The 17540-nt window shown below is 71.2% G+C and carries 15 protein-coding genes; 5 read left to right on the plus strand and 10 right to left on the minus strand.

Going from position 1 to position 17540, the window contains the following annotated elements; all coding sequences use genetic code 11:
* Positions 1 to 104 precede the first annotated feature (104 nt).
* Entirely contained in the window at positions 105 to 608 is a 504-nt protein-coding gene (gene purE, locus ACFYSC_RS08540) for a 5-(carboxyamino)imidazole ribonucleotide mutase (RefSeq protein ID WP_389958544.1), read from the plus strand.
* A 446-nt stretch (positions 609 to 1054) separates the two neighbouring features.
* Here purE and ACFYSC_RS08545 read toward each other — a convergent pair whose 3' ends face one another.
* The 5 genes from ACFYSC_RS08545 to ACFYSC_RS08565 all read right to left on the minus strand — a co-directional run bounded on the left by ACFYSC_RS08545 (position 1055) and on the right by ACFYSC_RS08565 (position 5947).
* Positions 1055 to 1423, minus strand: a complete 369-nt coding sequence (locus ACFYSC_RS08545; protein WP_389958546.1) for a hypothetical protein — start codon at positions 1421 to 1423, stop codon at positions 1055 to 1057.
* A gap of 13 nt (positions 1424 to 1436) precedes the next feature.
* On the minus strand, positions 1437 to 4580 hold the full coding sequence (locus ACFYSC_RS08550; protein WP_389958549.1) for an ADP-ribosyltransferase: 3144 nt from the start codon (positions 4578 to 4580) through the stop codon (positions 1437 to 1439).
* Between the two features lie 6 nt (positions 4581 to 4586).
* On the minus strand, positions 4587 to 4946 hold the full coding sequence (locus tag ACFYSC_RS08555) for a hypothetical protein (RefSeq protein WP_389958551.1): 360 nt from the start codon (positions 4944 to 4946) through the stop codon (positions 4587 to 4589).
* Positions 4943 to 5347, minus strand: a complete 405-nt coding sequence (locus tag ACFYSC_RS08560; RefSeq protein WP_389958554.1) for a YbaB/EbfC family nucleoid-associated protein — start codon at positions 5345 to 5347, stop codon at positions 4943 to 4945. Before ACFYSC_RS08560 ends, ACFYSC_RS08555 begins: the two co-directional genes overlap by 4 nt.
* 270 nt (positions 5348 to 5617) lie before the next feature.
* Positions 5618 to 5947, minus strand: coding sequence for a hypothetical protein (locus ACFYSC_RS08565; protein ID WP_389958556.1), 330 nt, complete (start codon positions 5945 to 5947; stop codon positions 5618 to 5620).
* Between the two features lie 1103 nt (positions 5948 to 7050).
* Here ACFYSC_RS08565 and ACFYSC_RS08570 point away from each other — a divergent pair.
* The gene (locus tag ACFYSC_RS08570; RefSeq protein WP_389958559.1) at positions 7051 to 7284 is read left to right on the plus strand and encodes a DUF397 domain-containing protein; all 234 of its coding nucleotides are present in this window, start codon (positions 7051 to 7053) and stop codon (positions 7282 to 7284) included.
* A gap of 134 nt (positions 7285 to 7418) precedes the next feature.
* Here ACFYSC_RS08570 and ACFYSC_RS08575 read toward each other — a convergent pair whose 3' ends face one another.
* The gene (locus ACFYSC_RS08575; protein ID WP_389958561.1) at positions 7419 to 8237 is read right to left on the minus strand and encodes an alpha/beta fold hydrolase; all 819 of its coding nucleotides are present in this window, start codon (positions 8235 to 8237) and stop codon (positions 7419 to 7421) included.
* A 425-nt stretch (positions 8238 to 8662) separates the two neighbouring features.
* On the opposite strand from ACFYSC_RS08575, the gene ACFYSC_RS08580 reads away from it, so the two are divergent.
* Positions 8663 to 9295, plus strand: a complete 633-nt coding sequence (locus ACFYSC_RS08580; protein WP_389958564.1) for a hypothetical protein — start codon at positions 8663 to 8665, stop codon at positions 9293 to 9295.
* Positions 9296 to 9458: 163 nt separating this feature from the next.
* Here ACFYSC_RS08580 and ACFYSC_RS08585 read toward each other — a convergent pair whose 3' ends face one another.
* Together ACFYSC_RS08585 and ACFYSC_RS08590 are read right to left on the minus strand one after the other, a co-directional pair.
* Positions 9459 to 10733: a hypothetical protein gene (locus ACFYSC_RS08585; RefSeq protein ID WP_389958566.1), complete on the minus strand. Its 1275-nt coding sequence runs from the start codon at positions 10731 to 10733 to the stop codon at positions 9459 to 9461.
* Positions 10734 to 10839: 106 nt separating this feature from the next.
* Complete coding sequence (locus ACFYSC_RS08590) at positions 10840 to 12462, minus strand: alpha/beta hydrolase (RefSeq protein ID WP_389958569.1); 1623 nt, start codon at positions 12460 to 12462, stop codon at positions 10840 to 10842.
* A 343-nt stretch (positions 12463 to 12805) separates the two neighbouring features.
* On the opposite strand from ACFYSC_RS08590, the gene ACFYSC_RS08595 reads away from it, so the two are divergent.
* The gene (locus ACFYSC_RS08595) at positions 12806 to 14323 is read left to right on the plus strand and encodes an alpha/beta hydrolase (RefSeq protein ID WP_389958571.1); all 1518 of its coding nucleotides are present in this window, start codon (positions 12806 to 12808) and stop codon (positions 14321 to 14323) included.
* 276 nt (positions 14324 to 14599) lie between these two features.
* Here the strand turns inward: ACFYSC_RS08595 and ACFYSC_RS08600 are convergent, their stop codons facing one another.
* Together ACFYSC_RS08600 and ACFYSC_RS08605 are read right to left on the minus strand one after the other, a co-directional pair.
* The gene (locus ACFYSC_RS08600) at positions 14600 to 15331 is read right to left on the minus strand and encodes a MerR family transcriptional regulator (protein WP_389958573.1); all 732 of its coding nucleotides are present in this window, start codon (positions 15329 to 15331) and stop codon (positions 14600 to 14602) included.
* Positions 15332 to 15592: 261 nt separating this feature from the next.
* On the minus strand, positions 15593 to 16861 hold the full coding sequence (locus tag ACFYSC_RS08605; RefSeq protein ID WP_389958576.1) for an FAD-binding protein: 1269 nt from the start codon (positions 16859 to 16861) through the stop codon (positions 15593 to 15595).
* 70 nt (positions 16862 to 16931) lie between these two features.
* Here ACFYSC_RS08605 and ACFYSC_RS08610 point away from each other — a divergent pair, with 70 nt between their 5' ends.
* Entirely contained in the window at positions 16932 to 17537 is a 606-nt protein-coding gene (locus ACFYSC_RS08610) for a TetR/AcrR family transcriptional regulator (protein WP_389958578.1), read from the plus strand.
* The last annotated feature ends 3 nt before the right edge of the window (positions 17538 to 17540 follow it).

Raw genomic sequence — 17540 nt, forward strand, 5'->3', positions numbered from 1 at the left:
GCTCTCGCGCCGGGAGCGCCCATGGCGCGGTCCGTGGGCAGACCATGGGACCACGGGAACGCAAGACCACGGGATCTGAGATCACGACATCGCGAGGAGAAGGCATGACCGACGTCGGCATCGTCATGGGCAGCGACTCCGACTGGCCGGTGATGAAGGCCGCCGCCGAGGCGCTGGCCGAGTTCGGAGTGGCGTTCGAGGCCGACGTGGTCTCCGCGCACCGCATGCCCGAGGAGATGATCTCCTACGGCTCGGAGGCCGCCGGGCGCGGCCTGAAGGTGATCATCGCGGGCGCCGGGGGAGCCGCCCACCTGCCCGGGATGCTCGCCTCGGTCACCCCGCTGCCGGTGATCGGCGTCCCGGTCCCGTTGAAGTACCTCGACGGCATGGACTCACTGCTGTCGATCGTCCAGATGCCCGCCGGGGTGCCGGTGGCGACCGTCGCCGTCGGCGGCGCCCGCAACGCGGGGCTGCTGGCCGTACGGATCCTCGCCGCCGCCGACGAGGAGCTGCGGGCCAGGATGGAGGCGTTCCAGGTGGCGCTGAAGGAGCAGGCCCACGCCAAGGGCGCCAGGCTCCGCGCGGAGGCCGCGGACCTCGGGGCCTGAACGCGTGAGGCGGGAGAACCGGCCGGCGTCAAGATCGGAAGGCCGAAAAAATGCCCATTATGGTGCAGATGTATTGATATATCAGTGTCGTTGGGGATAGCCAACCGCATCCAGGGAAGAAACAGACCTCCATGCTATGGAGGTGAGAATGATGCGGAACGCGATACGTGCCATCCTCGGGCTCACCGTGGCCGTGACGGCGGTCTTCGGAAGCCTGGGAGCGGGAGACGATCACCAGAACACCGGTGCCGAGAAGCGGTCCGTGTCCACCCGCTGATCTCGTTCTCCGTGCGGCGGGTGGGTGGGGAACCGCCGGGTTCCGCTCACGGGTGTGAATTCCGAAGACGGTCGCCCCGCCCGACGCCTGATGCCGCGGTGCCCGGCGCCGCCTCGCCTGAGCGGGCCGTCCGGCGCGACTCGCCATCGGCGTCACCGGGCACGGCCCGTCAACCGGCGGCCAGCTCTTCCAGCGCCCGCAGGCTGGGCAGTTCCCGCTCCGTGTCCGGCGGGACCCGGCCCGCACGCGGGTCCTCCTCCTGCCCTGCCCAGTGGCGCAGCGCCTGAAGCGGGGTGAGCCCGTTGGCCTTGGCCCAGCGCAGCCGCTGCACCCACGACACGGCCGCGTTGAAGCCGGCGTCGCCGCTGTCCTCGCGGGCCATGTACTGAGCCGCGTCGTCGGCGGTCGCCGCCCACAGGTACCCCACCACCGCGTCGCCGAGAACGACGGGGGAGAAGCGCACGGCCGACTCGGTCGTGCGCGCGAAGCCCTCAGGCGCCCAGACGGTCCTGAACTCCGGTTGGTCCTGCAATGACATCGGTCATCCCTCCTCAGCCGCCGTCGTCCGGCAGCACCCAGCCGTAGATGTGCCATTGGTCGTCCCGCCGCACCACGTCCTCCGCGAACCACGCCCGGCCATTGCCGAGCAGCAGTTCCTGCTCGCTCCCGTGCTTGCTGATGGCCTTGACGTACAGGGCCGGAGTGCCTTCCGGCACCCGCAGATGCAGGATGATCGGGTGGTAGTCCCAGACCGCTGCCTTCCCGATGTTCGTCGACATGAACGCCGGATCCCGCTGGACGGTGCCCGGCAACTCGTGGATGGGCACGGAGAAGAGGTCCGGGGCCATGTGCAGGGCGCGGAACACGTCGATCGTCTCGGGCACCAGACGCAGGTTGGTGGCCTCGTTCAGCCGCTCGATGTGCGAGATCGCCTGGGCGCGCTGTTCCTCGGGAGGCATGCCCGTGTAATCCGGGTTCTTCTCGAAATAGGCGCTGTCTCGCAGGTATCCATTGATGGGCATGTATCCGGAGCCGGTGTAGGTCTCGACCGACTGCCGGACGCCGTCCGGCATGGCCTTGACGGTGCCGCCCCAGACCGCGTCACCGAACGACGTGTCGACCAGGCGCGCACCGAACGGTGCGTCCAGCGTGACGTGGGGAGCCGGCCCGACGTAGAAGAGCCCCGATTCCCAGTTCCTGAGCGTCTCGCCGAATGCCTGCGACACCTCCGCGCTGAGCCCCTTGAGCGGAAGCACCGAACCGTCGGGCAGGGCCGCGCGGACGTGACCGGGCGGCATCGCTCCGAAGTCCACCGGTGGCGTGACGTGAACGGATCCGGACATGGGGGTGTAGGAACCCGTGGCCAGGAATAGGTTCGGGTGGCCGGTCTTCCCGTCCGGGACGGCACCGGCCGGATCACTCGTGACCTTGCCCGCCTGCTCGCCCGTCTTCGTGTGCCCGTCCACGGCGGCGGTTGTCGTGTGCCCGTCCACGGCGGCGGTCTTCGGCGCCGCTTCGGCCGCCGTGCTCAGGGCGGTCACCGGCTGGTCGTACAGCGCGAGTACGTCGGGCAAGGCGTTCTTGAAGGCGGGGTGAAGCCGCCCTTCGTTCGCCAGCTCGGCCAGCTCCGGCAGCGTGAACCATTTCGCGTCGGTGGTCTCATATCTGTCGATCTTCGGTGAGAACATCTCCCCTTCGGCGGCGAGGTTGGTGTACGTCCACCCGCCTGGCCCCTCGAAGACGTGCGACCCGGTGAGTTTGAGCTTGTCGAGATACGCCTGGTCGACGCCCAGTTCCTCGCTCAGCTCACGGGCCGCGCCCTGGGGGGCGGTCTCCTTGCTGTCCAGGGCTCCGCCGGGCAGCTGCCACTTGCCGACGTGCGGGGAGACGGGGCCCATCTCCACGAGGAGATAACGCGGCACACCGTGCTGGTCCACGTTCTTGATCAGGACACCGGCGGCCCCGTACTTCCCCCACACTCCATGGCCGATGTAGCCGTCGCCGGACAGCCCGGGATCGGCGAGTATCTGGAACGGAGACGTCGGTTCCCTCACCGCCGCCGAGTGAGTGGTCGCCGCCGGGACGGTCGTCTCCGGGGAGTGAGCGGACACTCCTCCATGGGCGCCCGGCTCGGTCCCGCCCTCCGTCCGGTGCAGCAATGCGTCGATCTTGGAAGTATGAAGGGAGGAGGGGGCGCCCGGGTGGGTCCCGGTTCCGGGGGCGTGCGGCGCGACGGGTCCCTGTGCGGTGGAATGGAAGGTCGGTGGCAGGTGGCCGGGCGAGCCGTTCCCGCCCGTCCAGTTCATCTTGAGACCGGCGACTGCTCCGGCGATCGGCCCGTTGACGGGTCCGACGCCGGGTTTGGACGCGGCCGGGACATCGCCGGCGTGAGGTCCGTTGATCAGCGAGTCGATGGAGGACCCGGGAACGGCATCGGATTTCGGAACCGGTTGACCGGTGCCGCTCAGCGTGGTGTGCGTCGTGGCGGGCCCGTCGGCGTACTGCCCTGCCGGGTGCGCGGTCTGGTGAGCCGTCTGGTGTCCGGTCTGCTGGACCGCGTGGTGTCCGGTCTGCTGGACCGCGTGGTGTCCCGTCTGATGGGTCGTCGTGCCGTCCGGCCATCCGGCCTTGCCGGGCACGGACGACGCCGGGTCGGCGGTCAGGTGGGAGCCGGGGTGGTCGGCGCCCTGCTTGAACGCGGACAGCGGCGCACCCTCGCTCGTGCCTGACTTGCCGAACACACCCGGTCCGTAGCCGTCACTCCCCGGGGGCGGGAACGGGTCGGGCCCCTTACCCGGAACGTGACCGGGCGAGGCGTCGGGGCCGCCGTGACCTCCTCCCCAGCCTCCCCGGCCTCCCACGGGTCCGTCGCCGATCGGGTGCGCGCCCTGACCCCAGCTCGCCCAGTGCGCGTCGGCGCCGCCCAGCGCGCCGGACGTGACCCCCTTCATGACCATTTCCCAGTCGATCGGCTCGCCGCTGAACAGCATGGGGGCCGCCGTGGTCGCACCGCTGGCCAGAGCCGACCTGCCCATCAGACCCCACATGGACCTGGTGGGGAAGAAACCGGTGAAGGCGGTCAGGAAGCCGCCCATCAGCGCGCCCATGCCCGCCGACGTCCCGATCTGGGCCCAGTCGAGATGGTCGCGCCGTGACTGTGACGCCTGCACAGCCAGGTCCATGCCGCCCATCAGCCCGCCGAACAGACCCGCATTGATGAGCAGCTTTCTGCCGAGCTGCGCGATCGTCAGCCTGGCGAGCTGCACGCGGGGTCCGATCATGGCGAGGGACACGCTTCCCCACGGTCCCACCGCGGCCACGAGCAGCCAGCCGATCTGGAAGATGAGGAACCAGACGGAGACCTCGATCATCCGTTTGGTGTACTCGACCTGCACGCCCATCTCGTTGAACTCGAGAGCCCCCTTGACCAGCTGGTCGACGAGGTCCACCAGAACCGGATCGGCGTACTTCCGCACGTACTCGAGGTGCTCTTTCAGCGCGTCGCCGTCCCAGCCGTCGCCCCAGCCCATCGGGGGAATCAGCCCCTCCATCTGGGCGACGTTCTTCGCGGAGGCGGCGCAGGCGTCGGCCAGCCGGTAACACCCCGACTCGTCGCCTTCCGGCCAGTCCATGCCCACGGCCCAGCCCACATACGGCTTGGCCCAGTCAGGAACCAGGAACCCGTCGAACCCCAAGGCCGGTCACCAATCCGTCGCAGACTCTGCCGATTCGTACGTCGAGGCGTTGTCCCGCAGTCCGTCGCGGATGTCCTCAGCCTGTCCGATGGCGGTGTAGAAGGCACCGAAGATGCCTTCCCTGATCGTGTAGAGGTTCTTCTCCAGGGCCGCACCGTACTGGTCGCTGCCCAGGGGGTTGCCCTCCCGGAAGAACACGTCGGACAGGAGGTGGCGCTCGTCGTCCAGTCGCAGTGCACTGTCGTCGGCCCACAGCGATCGGTTCCGGAGCTCTTCCCACTCGGCCCGGTACCCGTCCGAACCTGTTCCTCCGCTTCCGGACAGTCCTGTCTCGCTCCCGTAGCCGTCGTCGGGGCCGGTGGTCACCCGTTCGCTCCCTCTTCGAACCGCCGGAGGTCGACCGGCTGAGGCAGGAACGACTCCAGGCTCGCCTCTTCACCGAAGACCTGCTCGTACGGCAGACCCGCCGGCAGGAACGGCTCCATCAGCTCCTTGGTGCGCTCCGCCGTCTGGGCCACGGCCGCCCCGATCTGCTCCATGATCGACTGTGACAGCTCCGACGGAGAGAGCTTCCGGTACACCCGGGGATCCAGTTCGATGTTCTGAATCTGCCCCCGTGGCCCCACGGTCACCGTGACCATCTGGTCGTCCGACCGCGCGGTCGCGGTGAGCTCGGCCAGTTCGCTGTACGCCTGACGCAGGCGCTCGGCCTGCCGGTTGTACTCATGCGCCATCGCCTTGATGGTCTGCGGGAATCCGTCGTTCACCGGTTCATCTCTCGTATTCGCTGCCGCCCCGTAACCTTGAATATCCCGAGATGATAGACGCCTGTAGATCAGATTGGCAGATTTCGGCGGATCCTATGGCGGGATTCCGTCGCCCGGAGCCGGACCCGCAGCCGAGCCTGAATGGTCACCGGGCGCTTGAGCGGCCACGACGCGGTGCGGTGATCTCCGGACCGCATGGACGGCGGAGACGCGACGCGGACGGCTCCGGCCGCTTCCCCCGACCGGGCGTCCCTCGTTCTCCCGGCGCCCCTACCCGCCGAGGTCGCGCCGCCGAGCGGCGTCGGCGACCTCGACCTCCGTCATCAGGGACAGCAACTCGCTCACCCGTCCCGCCTCGACGGGCCGGGGGTCGTCGGTGATCCAGCAGGGGAACGCCCAGAACGAGCGGGCCCATCGGCGCCAGAGGACCACCCATCCGGGGCGGGCCGCCTCGTCAGGGTGGAGTCCGTCCACCTCGACCGCGGAGTCGAGGGACTGCTCTCGTCCCGCCGCTGCGCGGGCAGCGGGGGGTGGATCGCCGCGGCGGTGCCCGCCTCGCCTGCCGGCGCGGTCGGCTCTGTCCAGGACCATTGCTGCCACCAGCTTTCTTCACGGGATGCGGCGCGGACCTCTTCGGTGAGGGCGCGCAGTTCGGGATCGGTCCTCACCGGCTGGGGAGGACGGCGGTAGGCCACGCGGACCCGTCCGAGCAGCCCCCGCCGCTCCAGGGACTCGGCCAGCGCCTCCAGGTCGCCCGCGGGGCCGAGGCCGTGCCCGCTCTCCGGGACGTCCGCCGTTCCCCGGCCGTCCGGGGCGGGCATCGCCTCCGGGCCGTTCGGGCCGTTCGGGCCGCTCAGGCCGTTCGGGTCGCTCAGGCTGCTCGGGCCGTTCAGGCCGTTCAGGCCGTGCGGGTCGCTCGGGCCGCCGGGCGCGAGCGCCGTGCCGGGGCGGCCGGGGACCGCCCCGGTGGGACCGGGGTCCGGAGCTGCCTCCGGACCGTCATGGACGTGCGTGTCCGGAGTCTTCCCCCGATGGACCGCGGCTCCGGGACGAGGCCCCGCGGCCGTCGCGGCCGGGGCGTCGTCGGTGATGATGGTCATGATCTGCTCCGTGCGGAAAGGGATGGGCGTCGGGTTCGCGTGCCGCCGCCCGTCTCGGGGGCGCGTGGACGGGGCACGTCGCCGGGTGGGTCTCCGCTGGGTGGGGGACTCCATCGGGGACGGTCCGGCCGGACGGTGGTGGAAGGCGCCCGGCAGGACGCGTGGTGGTGGCCCCGCTCCCTCCCTCCTCCGGTGAGGGAACGGAGCCACCGGCTTTCACCGGAAGGGGCGGCCGACGGTCGTCCGCGCCGTGCCCTCCCGGAGCGTGACCCGCGCCGCCGCCATCACCCGGAACCCGGCGGCGCGGGCGTTTCATGATCGGAAGGTGTGGTCAGCCGTTTCGGCCATGCCGCCGTCCCTCCGGTCGCTCGTCGAACTGCGCTTCACAGCGTGGCACGAGTCGGTTACTTTGCGTGAGAGATTGGCCGCAAAGCGTTCGGGTGTGATCCCGGCGGGCCGGCCCGGAACCGGTCGTTCCGCCCGGCCCGGCGTACGGTGGATTGACCGCAAGCCGTTGCGGGTGAGGGGGACGGCCCGGATACTGACCGGGATACCGAGGAGCGCCCCGGACGGGCGCCGGACCCACGGCGAAGGCGGTGCGACATGGAGGCGGATCTGAGCGGCGCCGTCTGGCGGAGGGCGACCTCCGGGGACGACGACGGTGAATGCGTCGAGGTGGCGGTGGTGGACTCCCCGGCCACCGGCCACAAGGCCGACCTCGGCCCGCTGTACGTGCTGCGCGACTCCAGGGACCCGGACGGGCCGAAGCTGTTCTTCACCCGTGCGGAGTGGGACGCCTTCGTGGGCGGCGTGAAGCTCGGCGAGTTCGACGACTGACCTGGTGGAAATGCTGGAAGGAGGGCCCCACCGAGGTGGGACCCTCCTGACCTCCGCGAACGCGGGCGGCCCTCCGTACGGCCCGCCGCCCGGTCCTTCGTACGGTGGCCGGCCCGAAGGCGGGCGGACCCCGGTCAGCCCTTGATCAGCTCCAGGATGTCGGCGTTGAGCTGGTCCTTGTGCGTCACGTACAGTCCGTGGCCCGCGGTCGGGTACTCCTTGTAGACGGCGTCCGGCATGAGCTCCGCCGTACGCCGGCCGGTGATCTCGACCAGCGCCGACTGGTCGGCGGTGCCGTGGACGATCAGCGTCGGGACGGTGATCCCGCGCAGCGCGTCCCGGTGGTCGGAGGAGAACGTCTCCCGCCAGACGGCGGTCGTGGCCCAGGGGGACGCGCTCAGGCACTGCCGCATCGTGAGGTCGATCAGTGCGGGGGAGACGTCGTTGCCCAGGTGGGTGGCGAAGAAGCCCTGCGCCCGGTCGGCGAACCACTTGGGCCGGTCCGTCTGGAACTGGGTGACCGTGGCCTCGCTCATCTCCTCGGGGACGCCGCCGGGGTTGTCGTCGGTCAGCTTCAGGAACGGCAGGATCGCCGCGACGAACGCCACGCGCGCGACGCGGTCCTCGCCGTGCCGGGCCAGGTAGCGGGCGATCTCGCCGCCGCCGGCCGAGTGCCCCACCAGCGTGACCTCCCGCAGGTCGAGGTGCTCGATCAGGGTGGCGAGGTCGTCGGCCCGGGTGTCGATGTCGTATCCGGTCGAGGGGCGGTCGGAGCGGCCGTGGCCCCGGCGGTCGAGGAGCACGCAGCGGTATCCCCGCTCGGCGAAGAACGGCACCTGGTACTCCCACATGTCGCTGTTCAGCACCCAACTGGAGACGAACACGATCGGCGCGCCGGTGCCGTAGTCCTCATAGGCCAGGCGGGTGCCGTCGGCGGTCTCGAAGTACGGCATGTCGATCTCCTTGCTGGCCGGGGCATCGGGGAACCGGCCGGATTCTCGGGGGACGCGTTCGTTCCCGCTGACGGAACGTTCCGGGGGCGCGCTCGTCGCCGTCCGGAACCCTCCCGGGGCGATGTGCTCGTCCCCGTGGCTCAGAACGCTACGGAAGACCGGCGTCCCGCCGAATCAGTCACGCATCGGCAATTCCCCCGCCGCCCTTTCAGTCGGCCCCGCCGCTCCTCCGGCCGAACGACCCCCTGAGTGATCCGTACGGCTTCTCCGACCGGACCCGTACGGCGAACCGGAGGCGGCCCCACCCGCGGGGCCGTCAGGCCGGCCGTCTCGGGATCCGCGGCGGGTGCGGTAGAAAGGCGCCCGTGACCGAAGACCACCGAAACAGTTCCCGACGTCGGACCGGACCGGGTACGGCGCGCCTCGTGAAGATCCTGGCGGGCGCCCTCGCGGCCGGAGCGGGCTTCGGCGCGGCGACCTCCCTGACCAACGTCCTCTCCAACCACTACGCGGATCTCGAAAGCCGGGCCGCCACCACCGGCGGGGTCTCGGCGCTGGAGATCGTGAGCGTGCTGGTGGACTCCGGCTGGGCGTGGGCGGGGTTCGCGGTCCTCATCGGCTGGCTGGTCGCGTGCGCCGGAGAGGACCGTCCCGGGACGGCGGTCCGGGCCGCTGCCGCCGCCGCCCTGGCCCTGCTCGCCGCCACGGCGGCCTACAGCTTCGTGGACACCGTCCGGGGCGGTGGGCCGCTGTCCTCCTGGTACGAGTCCGAACCTCTCTTCTGGTGGGTCACCAGCATCCTCTTCGGTGCGCCCCTGGGAGCCGTGGGCGCCTGCGCCCGGCGGCCGGACGTGGCCGGTCTGCTCGCGAGGCTGGTCGTGCCGGTCGGCGCCGCCGTGCAGATGGTCGTGCTTCCGCCCGGCAGGAACGAGCGGATCGAGGCCATGGGGCAGGCGATCGTGTTGGCGGCGGCCGCGGTGGCCGCCGGCCTCGTCGTCGTCCGCTTCCTCGCCGCGTGGCGGCGTCGGCCCTCGCCGGTGGGCATGGGGGCACCGTGACCTGTACGGCGCCGGCGGACGGGCCGAGGCCGTTCTTCACCCGCACGGAGCGGTACGCCTTCGTGGGCGGTGTGCAGCTCGACGGCTGACGGACGGGTGACGGCCCCGCCGCCCGCGGAGCCGTCACCCGTCGTCTCGGACCCGATGTCCGGGGCGCGCCGTACTACGTCCGCAGAGCGTCGGCCCCCTCAACGACCCCGCAGTGTGTGAGGCGGTCGGCGATGTCGGCGGGGAGACCTCTCGTGTCGCCGTGCGTCGTCAGCGCCATCCGCAGTGATCCGGCGTGCGTGACGACGCCGAGGATCCGTTCGTCGCGGACCTGCGTCGTCATCGTCGGGCCCCAGATCGCGACCGCGGACGGCGTGCCGGGCTCGGAGATTCCCAGGTTGGTGATCTCCAGGTCGGCGGAGGTGGCGGCGAGCATCGCCGCCTCCGCCTCCAGGGCGTCGGCGGGGTCGAGCGAGGCGAGCATGAGCGCCGCGTCGCGGGCGGCGTCGCGTGCCGCCCGCAGCTGCGCGGTCGCGTCCTTCGCGAGGGACCAGAGCGTGCCGCGCGCGGGTTCCCGCAGAACCACGGTCGTCGCCGTGAAGCGGTTGACGACGTCGTCATCGAGGCCCAGCGCCGAGCGGAGGTCGATGGGAACGTTGATGCGGATGCTCTCGGCACCGGTGCGCGCGGAGAGCGCCTGCGCGGCGGCGGCGCAGAGCGCGCCCTGGACGGTCGACCCGTGGACGCGGGCGGTCGAGCGGAGGTGTCCGGTGGTCGCGGGGTCGAGTTCGGCGACCTCGACGCTCGGCGCCGTGGCGTCGAACGGGCGGATCGTGGCGGCGGCCGGATCCGCCGGAGCGTCCGGGACGTGATCGGCCGCCTCCGCCGGAGGAGCGGGGGCGGGGGTGTGATCGGCCGGCCGCTCCGCCCGGGGCAGGCGCTCCAGCAGGCTCTCCTGATCGATGGGCACCGGCCGGGCCGGGGGCGTCCGCCCGTCGAGGATCGCGAGGAGGTCGTGTGCCGCGCGCAGCGCGCCGCGTCCGTCGGTGACCTGGTGGGAGAACGTCAGGAGGACGACGGTTCCGTGGTCACCGGAGGCGTCGCTCACGAGCGTCGCGCGTGCCAGGGGACTCCCGCCGGCGTCGATGGGGCGGGTCTGCTCCTGTGCCGCCGCCTCGCGCCAGTCGCCGCCGCGGACCTGCCGGACGGGGATGGTCTCGGCAGACCCCCGGAACACCGGGCGGTCGCCGGTGCGGTCGATGCCGGCGGTGAGCAGCGGGTGCGTCTTCTGGAGGTGTGCGAGCGCGTCCTCCAGCCGCTGCGCCGAGACGGGCGACCCGAGTTCGACGGCGAGTGAGAACTGCACCGGGTTACGGCCGATGTAGAGGTCGATGATGTGTTCGAACGCTCCCAGCGAGCGCATGACCGGGTGTGCTTGAGGGTTGTGCATGCCGTCCTTCGTGTCGATGGGCCGGGCGCGTCGGTGCTCGGACCGCTCGGTCTCCTGGCGCCGGATTCCTGCCCGGGAAATCCAGATCGATGACCGGCGGTCCTGTTCAGAGCCGGCAGTGCCGGTCTTCCGCGGGGAGCTTCAGATCGATGAGGTAGTCGGCGAAGGCGGCGTTGACGCAGGGGTTGACCCCCTCCTGCGCGACGGTGTGCCGCGCGCCCTCGACGGTGAGCACGGTGCCGCCGATCGCGTCGGCCAGGACCTTGCCGGCCGCGTAGGGGGTGGCCGGGTCGCCGGTGACGGAGATGATCAGGGTGCCGGGCAGGTCCTTGACGTCCTGGGCGTAGGGGATGCCGAGGCTGGGCTCGCCGGGCCAGGACTCGCACGCGTCCCGGGTGACGCCTTCGACCTTCTCGCCGCTGTCCACGTACGGGCTGGTTTTGATGATGTCGGCGCGCAGCCGGGCTTCTTCCTCCGGGGTGCGGCGCGCCTCGTCGTTGCAGTTGATGGCGAGGTTGGCCTCCAGGAAGTTGTCCCAGACGCCGGAGGCGTCCCGGCCGCCGAACAGGTCGCCCACCTTCGTTATCTGCGTCCCGTCGCCCTTCTTGAGCTGGGCGAGGCCCTTGATGAGCACGGGCCAGGCCTCGGGGTAGTAGAGGCCGGCGGTGACGCTCCCGACGGCCTGGTTGAAGTTCATCGTGCGCCCCTTGCCGGCGGGGACGGGCTTGTCGATCAGCGGCCGGACCAGTTTCTGGAAGGCCTCCGTGGCCTTGGCCGGGTCGTCGCCCAGCGGGCAGTCCTTGCCGGCGGCGCAGGAGGCCGCCAGTTTCTCGAAGTTCTTCTGGAAGCCGGCCTGCTGGGTGAGCCGCCGCCGCGGGTTCTCCGCGGTGGGGTCCACCACGCCGTCCAGCACCAGCGCCCGTACCTTCTGGGGGAACATCTCGGCGTAGACCGCGCCGAGCCGGGTGCCGTAGCTCTGGCCCGCGTAGGTCAGTTTCTCGTCCCCCAGGGCCGAGCGCAGGACGTCCATGTCCCGGGCGGCGTTGCGGGTGCCGACCGCTGCCAGGACCTCTTTCCCGCCCGAGCCCTTCGCGCAGCGCTCCGCCAGGCGCCGGGTGTCGTCCTCGGCCCATTCACCCGCGGAGGCCAGCAGCGTGGTCTGGTCCTCGCCGCGATCGCGTTCGGCGTCGGTGAAACAGCTGATCGCGGGGGTCGACGACCCGACCCCGCGCGGATCGAACCCCACGACGTCGAACCGTTGCAGCAGTGGGCTCTTCGCGTACGCGGCGGCGAAGCTCGTCGCCTGGACCATGCCTGAACCACCCGGACCGCCCGGGTTGAGCACCAGTGACCCGATGCGCTGTCCGGGGTCCCCCTGGGCGGGAAGCCGGAGCACCGCGACCTGCATGGCCTTGCCGTTCGGCTCCTGGTAGTCCAGCGGCACCTTCAGCCGGGCGCACTCGAAGGGATTGACGTAGAGCTTCTTCTGCCCCGGCGTGGTGGCGTAGCCCTCGCACGAGCCGAAGGACAGTTTCTGCCCGTAGTAGGCATCCAGCCCGGCGGAGGACGGCTGCGGCTTGCGATCCGCCGACGTCGGGGTGCTCGTGCAGGCGGCGACCAGCGCGAGCACCACCGCCGCCGCCGGGGCGGCGCCGATGCGACCCGCGGTGAGCCGGGGGACGAGTGAACGGGATCGGTCCGTGGACGCGCCGGGGTCGAACAGGGGCATGGGATTCCTTCGGAGTCGATCGGTTCAGCAGGTTGAACCCTCAACGAGACACCATGCCGTGGCGGCACACTCAACTTCGTGCGGGTGTGACCTTCCGGGGACGGTCCGTGACCTCACATGGGACGTTCGGCGGTGACACGGCCGGGCCCGCGCCGTGTGACGCGGTGGCGTACGGCCGTGAGCCCGCGGCGGCGGCTTCCTGACGGTCCAGACGATCGGCGCCGCCCCGGCGGGGTTTCGGGGCCGTCCGGGGAAGACCTGCCCGGTGTCCGTTTGACCATGACCTGAGGGCACGGTTTCAGATGGGGGACGAGCCCCCGCTGAGGGGGCGGGACAGGAGGCGATGATGTTTCGAAGGCGTGGTACGGCCCTGGTGGGGGCACTGGGGCTGGCCGGTGCCCTGGTCGCGGTGATTCCGGCGACGACCGGGGCGGCGGCGGTGGGGAAACCCGCCGCGGGGCCGGCGTGGGCGGCGTGTCCGGCCGACGTGGTGGTGGCGCCGGCGGCGCAGGGGATGGTGCGGTGCGCGAAGGTGCCGGTTCCGTTGGACTACGGCGACCCGGACGGCACCCAGATCGAGATCATGGTGTCGCGGATCGCGAGCACGAATCCGGACAAGCGGCGCGGTGTGCTGATGTTCAACCCGGGCGGTCCGGGCGGCACCGGGCTGGACCAGCCGGCGCTCCTGTTCTCGAAGGGACTGCCGTCCAGCGTCACGGACGCCTATGACCTGATCGGCATGGACACCCGGGGTGTCGGCCATTCGGCTCGGGTGAGCTGCGGCTTCACCGCCGGCGACGCCTACTGGGCCAACATCCCGCCGTACGCGGCCGACGACGCGGCCGTGACCCGGCAGGCGGAGGTCGCCAAGGACGTCGCCGCCCGGTGCGCCGCCAAGGACACCGGCGGGCGCCTGCGGCACCTGAGCACCGCCAACATGGCGCGCGACCTGGACCGCATCCGCGCCGCCCTCGGCGAGAAGAAGGCCAGCTTCTACGGGGCGTCCTACGGTACGGCGCTGGGTGCGGCGTACGCCTCGATGTTCCCGGCGACCACCGACCGGGTCGTGCTGGACAGCAACATCGGCGACACCCACCTCGACCGGGCCGGCCTGCGCCGGTACGCGCTCGGCATGGAACAGGCGTTCCCCGACTTCGCGAAGTGGGCGGCGAAGCGACACGACTCCTACGGCCTGGGCCGTACACCGCAGCAGGTGCGCAGGACGTATTTCGCCATCGCCGAACGGCTCGACCGCACACCGTCCCCCGACGGGATCACCGGTCCCGCCTTCCGGCAGTTCACCTTCGCCTCCCTCTACAACAAGCTCCAGTACGGCCCCCTCGCCCAGGGCTGGCAGGCGTTGCTGAAGCCCGGCCAGACGCCGCCGAAGGCGACGAAGGCGCCGAAGACGGCGGCTCCCAACCCGGCGGACAACGCCTTCACCGTGTATCTTGCCGTGACCTGCAACGATCGTCAGTGGCCCGAGGACGTGGACACCTACCGGCGGGCCGTCACGCAGGACCGCGAGCGGTACCCGCTGTTCGGCGCGGCCAGCGCCAACATCATCCCGTGCGCCTTCTGGAAGCACGAGCCGGCCGAGCCGCCCGTCAAGATCAACGACCAGGGGCCGCGCAACGTGCTGATCCTGCAGAACCGGCGGGACCCGGTCACCCCGCTCGCGGGTGGCAGGCTGCTGCGGGAGAAGTTCGAGAAGCGCTCCCGGCTGGTGGTCGCCGACGAGAGCGGGCACGGCGTCTACGTGCTCGGCGGCAACGCCTGCGCACTGAACGTGACCACGTCCTACCTGGTCGACGGCACGATGCCGGCCGGTGACAGGACCTGCCGGAGCGACTCGCGTTGACTGTGCCCCGAGGGCATGGTGTGGAATGCCGGCATGTGGGGGAATGTCGGCCGGGGTCGTCGAGCTGTACAACCCCGCGCAGATCGACGTCCCGCAACGTGTCGACGTCATCCTCGGCCGGGACGAACCCGCCGGGTGAGACGTCCCCGGCCGCCGCGGCCCCGGACGTCTCACCCGGCGCCGCCCGTCTGTACGCCCGAATCCTGCGGCGTTTCGCCCGCGGTAGCGGCGGCGCGATCGGATGCCGGGCGACCGCCGCGTTCCGCGGTGATGGCCTCAGCCGTCCGTGTCGGACAGCAGTCGGCCGGTGCGCCGGAGGACGTCCAGCTGCGCGGGGTTGTAGAGCTCTGCCAGGGCCTTGTCGACGATCTGCTCGACGTAGCGCTTGCTGTACCGGCTGCCGGCGTTCGTGATCTTCGCTTCGGGGTGCTTCGCGTACAGCGTGCGTACGTAGGGCGCCATGTCTCGGGCCACGGCGATGCGGGTCTGCTCGTCGGCGTCAGGGGGGAGGGTGTTGAACCGCTCGGCGACCGGGTCGGTGGCGGGTTCGCGCAGCATGTCCGTCCAGGCGCGCATGGTCTCCTCGCCCAGGATCCGGGTCAGCACGACGACGAACGAGCGGTCCGCGTGCGGCATCTTCGCCACGGCATCGGGTGCGGCGAAGCCGGACGGCAGTTCGGTCGGGGTGGACTGCCGCAGGAGGAAACCGAGTTCGAGGCGGGCGCGTTGGAGCCGTTCGATGGTGACCGCGAGTTCGGCGTCGAGGCTGCGCAGGGCCTCCACCGGATGGTCATCGGTGTCGTCCATGGCCGCGATCTGGGACAGCGAGAACCCGAGGTCCGTCAGGCGCTTGATGCGCAGTATCCGGACGAGGTGAGCGACCCCGTACTGTTTGTAGCCGTTGGCGAGCCGGTGCGGCTCCGCCAGCAGCCCGACCTCGTGGTAGTGCCGTACCGCCCGCAGCGTGGTGCCGGCGAGTTGGGCGATCTCGCGGGTGCTCCAGGTCACGTCGTTCCTCCGTCCGGCGGCGCTTCTCCGCCGCCGTGCTACCCCATCGGCTCCAGTGAAGACCATCCCGTGAAGGCACGGTCGAGCCGCCCCCGGGGAACCCGTTCCGGACCGCGGTCTCCGCGGCGCAGGCACGGGTTCCCCGGCTCCTTCACGCCCCGCGTCCAGGCCGGCCTGACCGGCGCCCGCACCTGATCGTGGACCACGGCCAGGACCGCCGGGGTACGCGTCATGCGGCGGTCACGTCGCGGATACCGGCTGTCAGAGCCTTCCGGGGGCCTGGAACACGAGGCCGGAGTCGTACCGCTGTTTGGCGGCGCGCAGGCGCTCGGCGTTCGGTCCGAAGGCGGCGGCGGTGCGCTCGGTGTCCTCCGGGCCGAGCAGGTTGGGGTAGCCGCCCGGAAGCCGGTCGGTTCCCCGCACCCAGGCCCGGTGCCGGTCCTCGGCGGGGTCTCCCGGTTCCCAGGCCGCGATGGTCTCGATCATCAGGTGCGGCGTCCGGTTGTGGAACGCGGTGGCGTCGGCGGGGACACGGGCGGCCGCCCCGTGGAGGCTGTGCAGCGAGATCCCGGAGAACGGCGAGGTCATGGCGCTCGCGGTGTCGGTCAGGACTTCCTGGACCGTCCGGTCGAGTCCGGTGACCGTGCTCGTCCCGATCTCGACGTGGCGGCCGGGCGGGAACATCGCGTCGATCTGGGCGAGCTGATCGGTCATCGTGACCGGGCCGACCTGCGCCGTCAGCGGTTCGCCGAGTTCGGTGAGCCGTTGCAGCACCCGGGTCCCGGCCTCGGGGTCGCCGCACCAGGTCGGTGCGGCGAAGAGCGCCGGCTCACCGGTCGGGGCGGTGATGAAGCCGGCCTGCACGGTCAGCTCGTCCGGCCCGCGCAGCAGTGACTCCTCCAGCTCCGGCAGGACGTCGAACCGAAACATGATCATTCCGGCCAGGATCGCCGGCACCGTGTGCAGCCTGATCCGCATCGTGGTGACCACGCCGAAGTTGCCTCCACCGCCGCGCAGGGCCCAGAGCAGCTCGGGGTCGTGCTCCTCGTCGGCGGTGACCAGCGTGCCGTCGGCGAGCACCACGTCGGCCGACAGCAGGTTGTCCGCGGCGAGGCCGAACCGGCCGCTGAGCGGCCCGTACCCACCACCGAGCGTCAGGCCGGCCATCCCGACCGAACCGGCCGTCCCGGTCACCGCGACCAGGCCGGCCCGCTGCGCGGCCGCGGCCACGTCGGCCGAGGTGGCGCCGCCCGCCACGGTGGCGACCGCGGTGGCCGGGTCGACGCTCACCTGTCGCATCGGGCTCAGGTCGAGCGTCAGCCCGCCGTCGGCCAGTGCGCGACCGGCCCAGTCGTGCCCGCCGCCACGGACCGACAGCGGGAGACCTCTCTCCCGGGCGGCCCGGACCCCGGCCTGGACGTCAGCCGTGTCGGCGCATCGGAGGACGGCGAGCGGACGGCTGGTCACCGCGCCGTTCCAGATCTTCAGGGCTGCTTCATATTCCGCTCCGGATGTCAGCATGTCGCTCATGTCGCCAGAGTAACCGCATACTCATCAGAGCCAAACTCTGATGAGTGGCGCAGGCTATGCTCGGATGGCCATGACCGAACCGCCGAGAAGCCGCCGGGCCGAGTACGCCGCGGCCACCCACGCCGCCATCATCGACGCGGCGCGTCTGCTCTTCGCCCGCAACGGATACTTCGCGACGAAGGTCGAGGACATCGCGGCGGAAGCCCGCGTCGCACCGGCCACGGTGTACGCGGTGACCGGCGGCAAACGGGGGCTGATCCGGACGCTGGTGGACCGGTGGAGCCAGGCGCCGATCATCGCGCAGACCCTCTCCCGGCAGGAGACCCTCACCGACCCGGACGAGATCCTGCGGCGCACGGCGTCCGTGGTCCGGGACATGCGTGAGACGTACGGCGACATCGTGCGGCTGATATTGACGACCGCGCCGCACGACACCGGGCTCGCCGAGGACCTGCGGGTGGCCACGAGACGCTACCGCGATGCCATCGAAGCCGTCGCCGTCCGGCTCCGCGACGTCGGCGGTCTGCGTGCGGGGATGACCGTCGCGGAGGCGACCGACATCCTCTGGTTCTACTTCGGATACTCCGGCTATTTCACCTTGGTCGATGACAACGGCTGGACCTACGAGCAGGCGGAACGCTGGCTGGTCGCCCAGGCCGCCGCGGCTCTTCGCTGAGAC

Source organism: Streptosporangium sp. NPDC004379 (genome assembly GCF_042873875.1).
Classification (GTDB): Bacteria; Actinomycetota; Actinomycetes; order Streptosporangiales; family Streptosporangiaceae; genus Streptosporangium.

What these genes read in the sequence shown, in the direction of transcription:
- ACFYSC_RS08570 (WP_389958559.1), top strand. Translation starts at nt 7,051, where the DNA reads ATGGAGGCGGATCTGAGCGGCGCCGTCTGGCGGAGGGCGACCTCCGGG.
- ACFYSC_RS08590 (WP_389958569.1), bottom strand. Translation starts at nt 12,462, where the DNA reads ATGCCCCTGTTCGACCCCGGCGCGTCCACGGACCGATCCCGTTCACTC.
- ACFYSC_RS08610 (WP_389958578.1), top strand. Translation starts at nt 16,932, where the DNA reads ATGACCGAACCGCCGAGAAGCCGCCGGGCCGAGTACGCCGCGGCCACC.
- ACFYSC_RS08545 (WP_389958546.1), bottom strand. Translation starts at nt 1,423, where the DNA reads ATGTCATTGCAGGACCAACCGGAGTTCAGGACCGTCTGGGCGCCTGAG.
- ACFYSC_RS08605 (WP_389958576.1), bottom strand. Translation starts at nt 16,861, where the DNA reads ATGAGCGACATGCTGACATCCGGAGCGGAATATGAAGCAGCCCTGAAG.
- ACFYSC_RS08595 (WP_389958571.1), top strand. Translation starts at nt 12,806, where the DNA reads ATGATGTTTCGAAGGCGTGGTACGGCCCTGGTGGGGGCACTGGGGCTG.
- ACFYSC_RS08585 (WP_389958566.1), bottom strand. Translation starts at nt 10,733, where the DNA reads ATGCACAACCCTCAAGCACACCCGGTCATGCGCTCGCTGGGAGCGTTC.
- purE (WP_389958544.1), top strand. Translation starts at nt 105, where the DNA reads ATGACCGACGTCGGCATCGTCATGGGCAGCGACTCCGACTGGCCGGTG.
- ACFYSC_RS08575 (WP_389958561.1), bottom strand. Translation starts at nt 8,237, where the DNA reads ATGCCGTACTTCGAGACCGCCGACGGCACCCGCCTGGCCTATGAGGAC.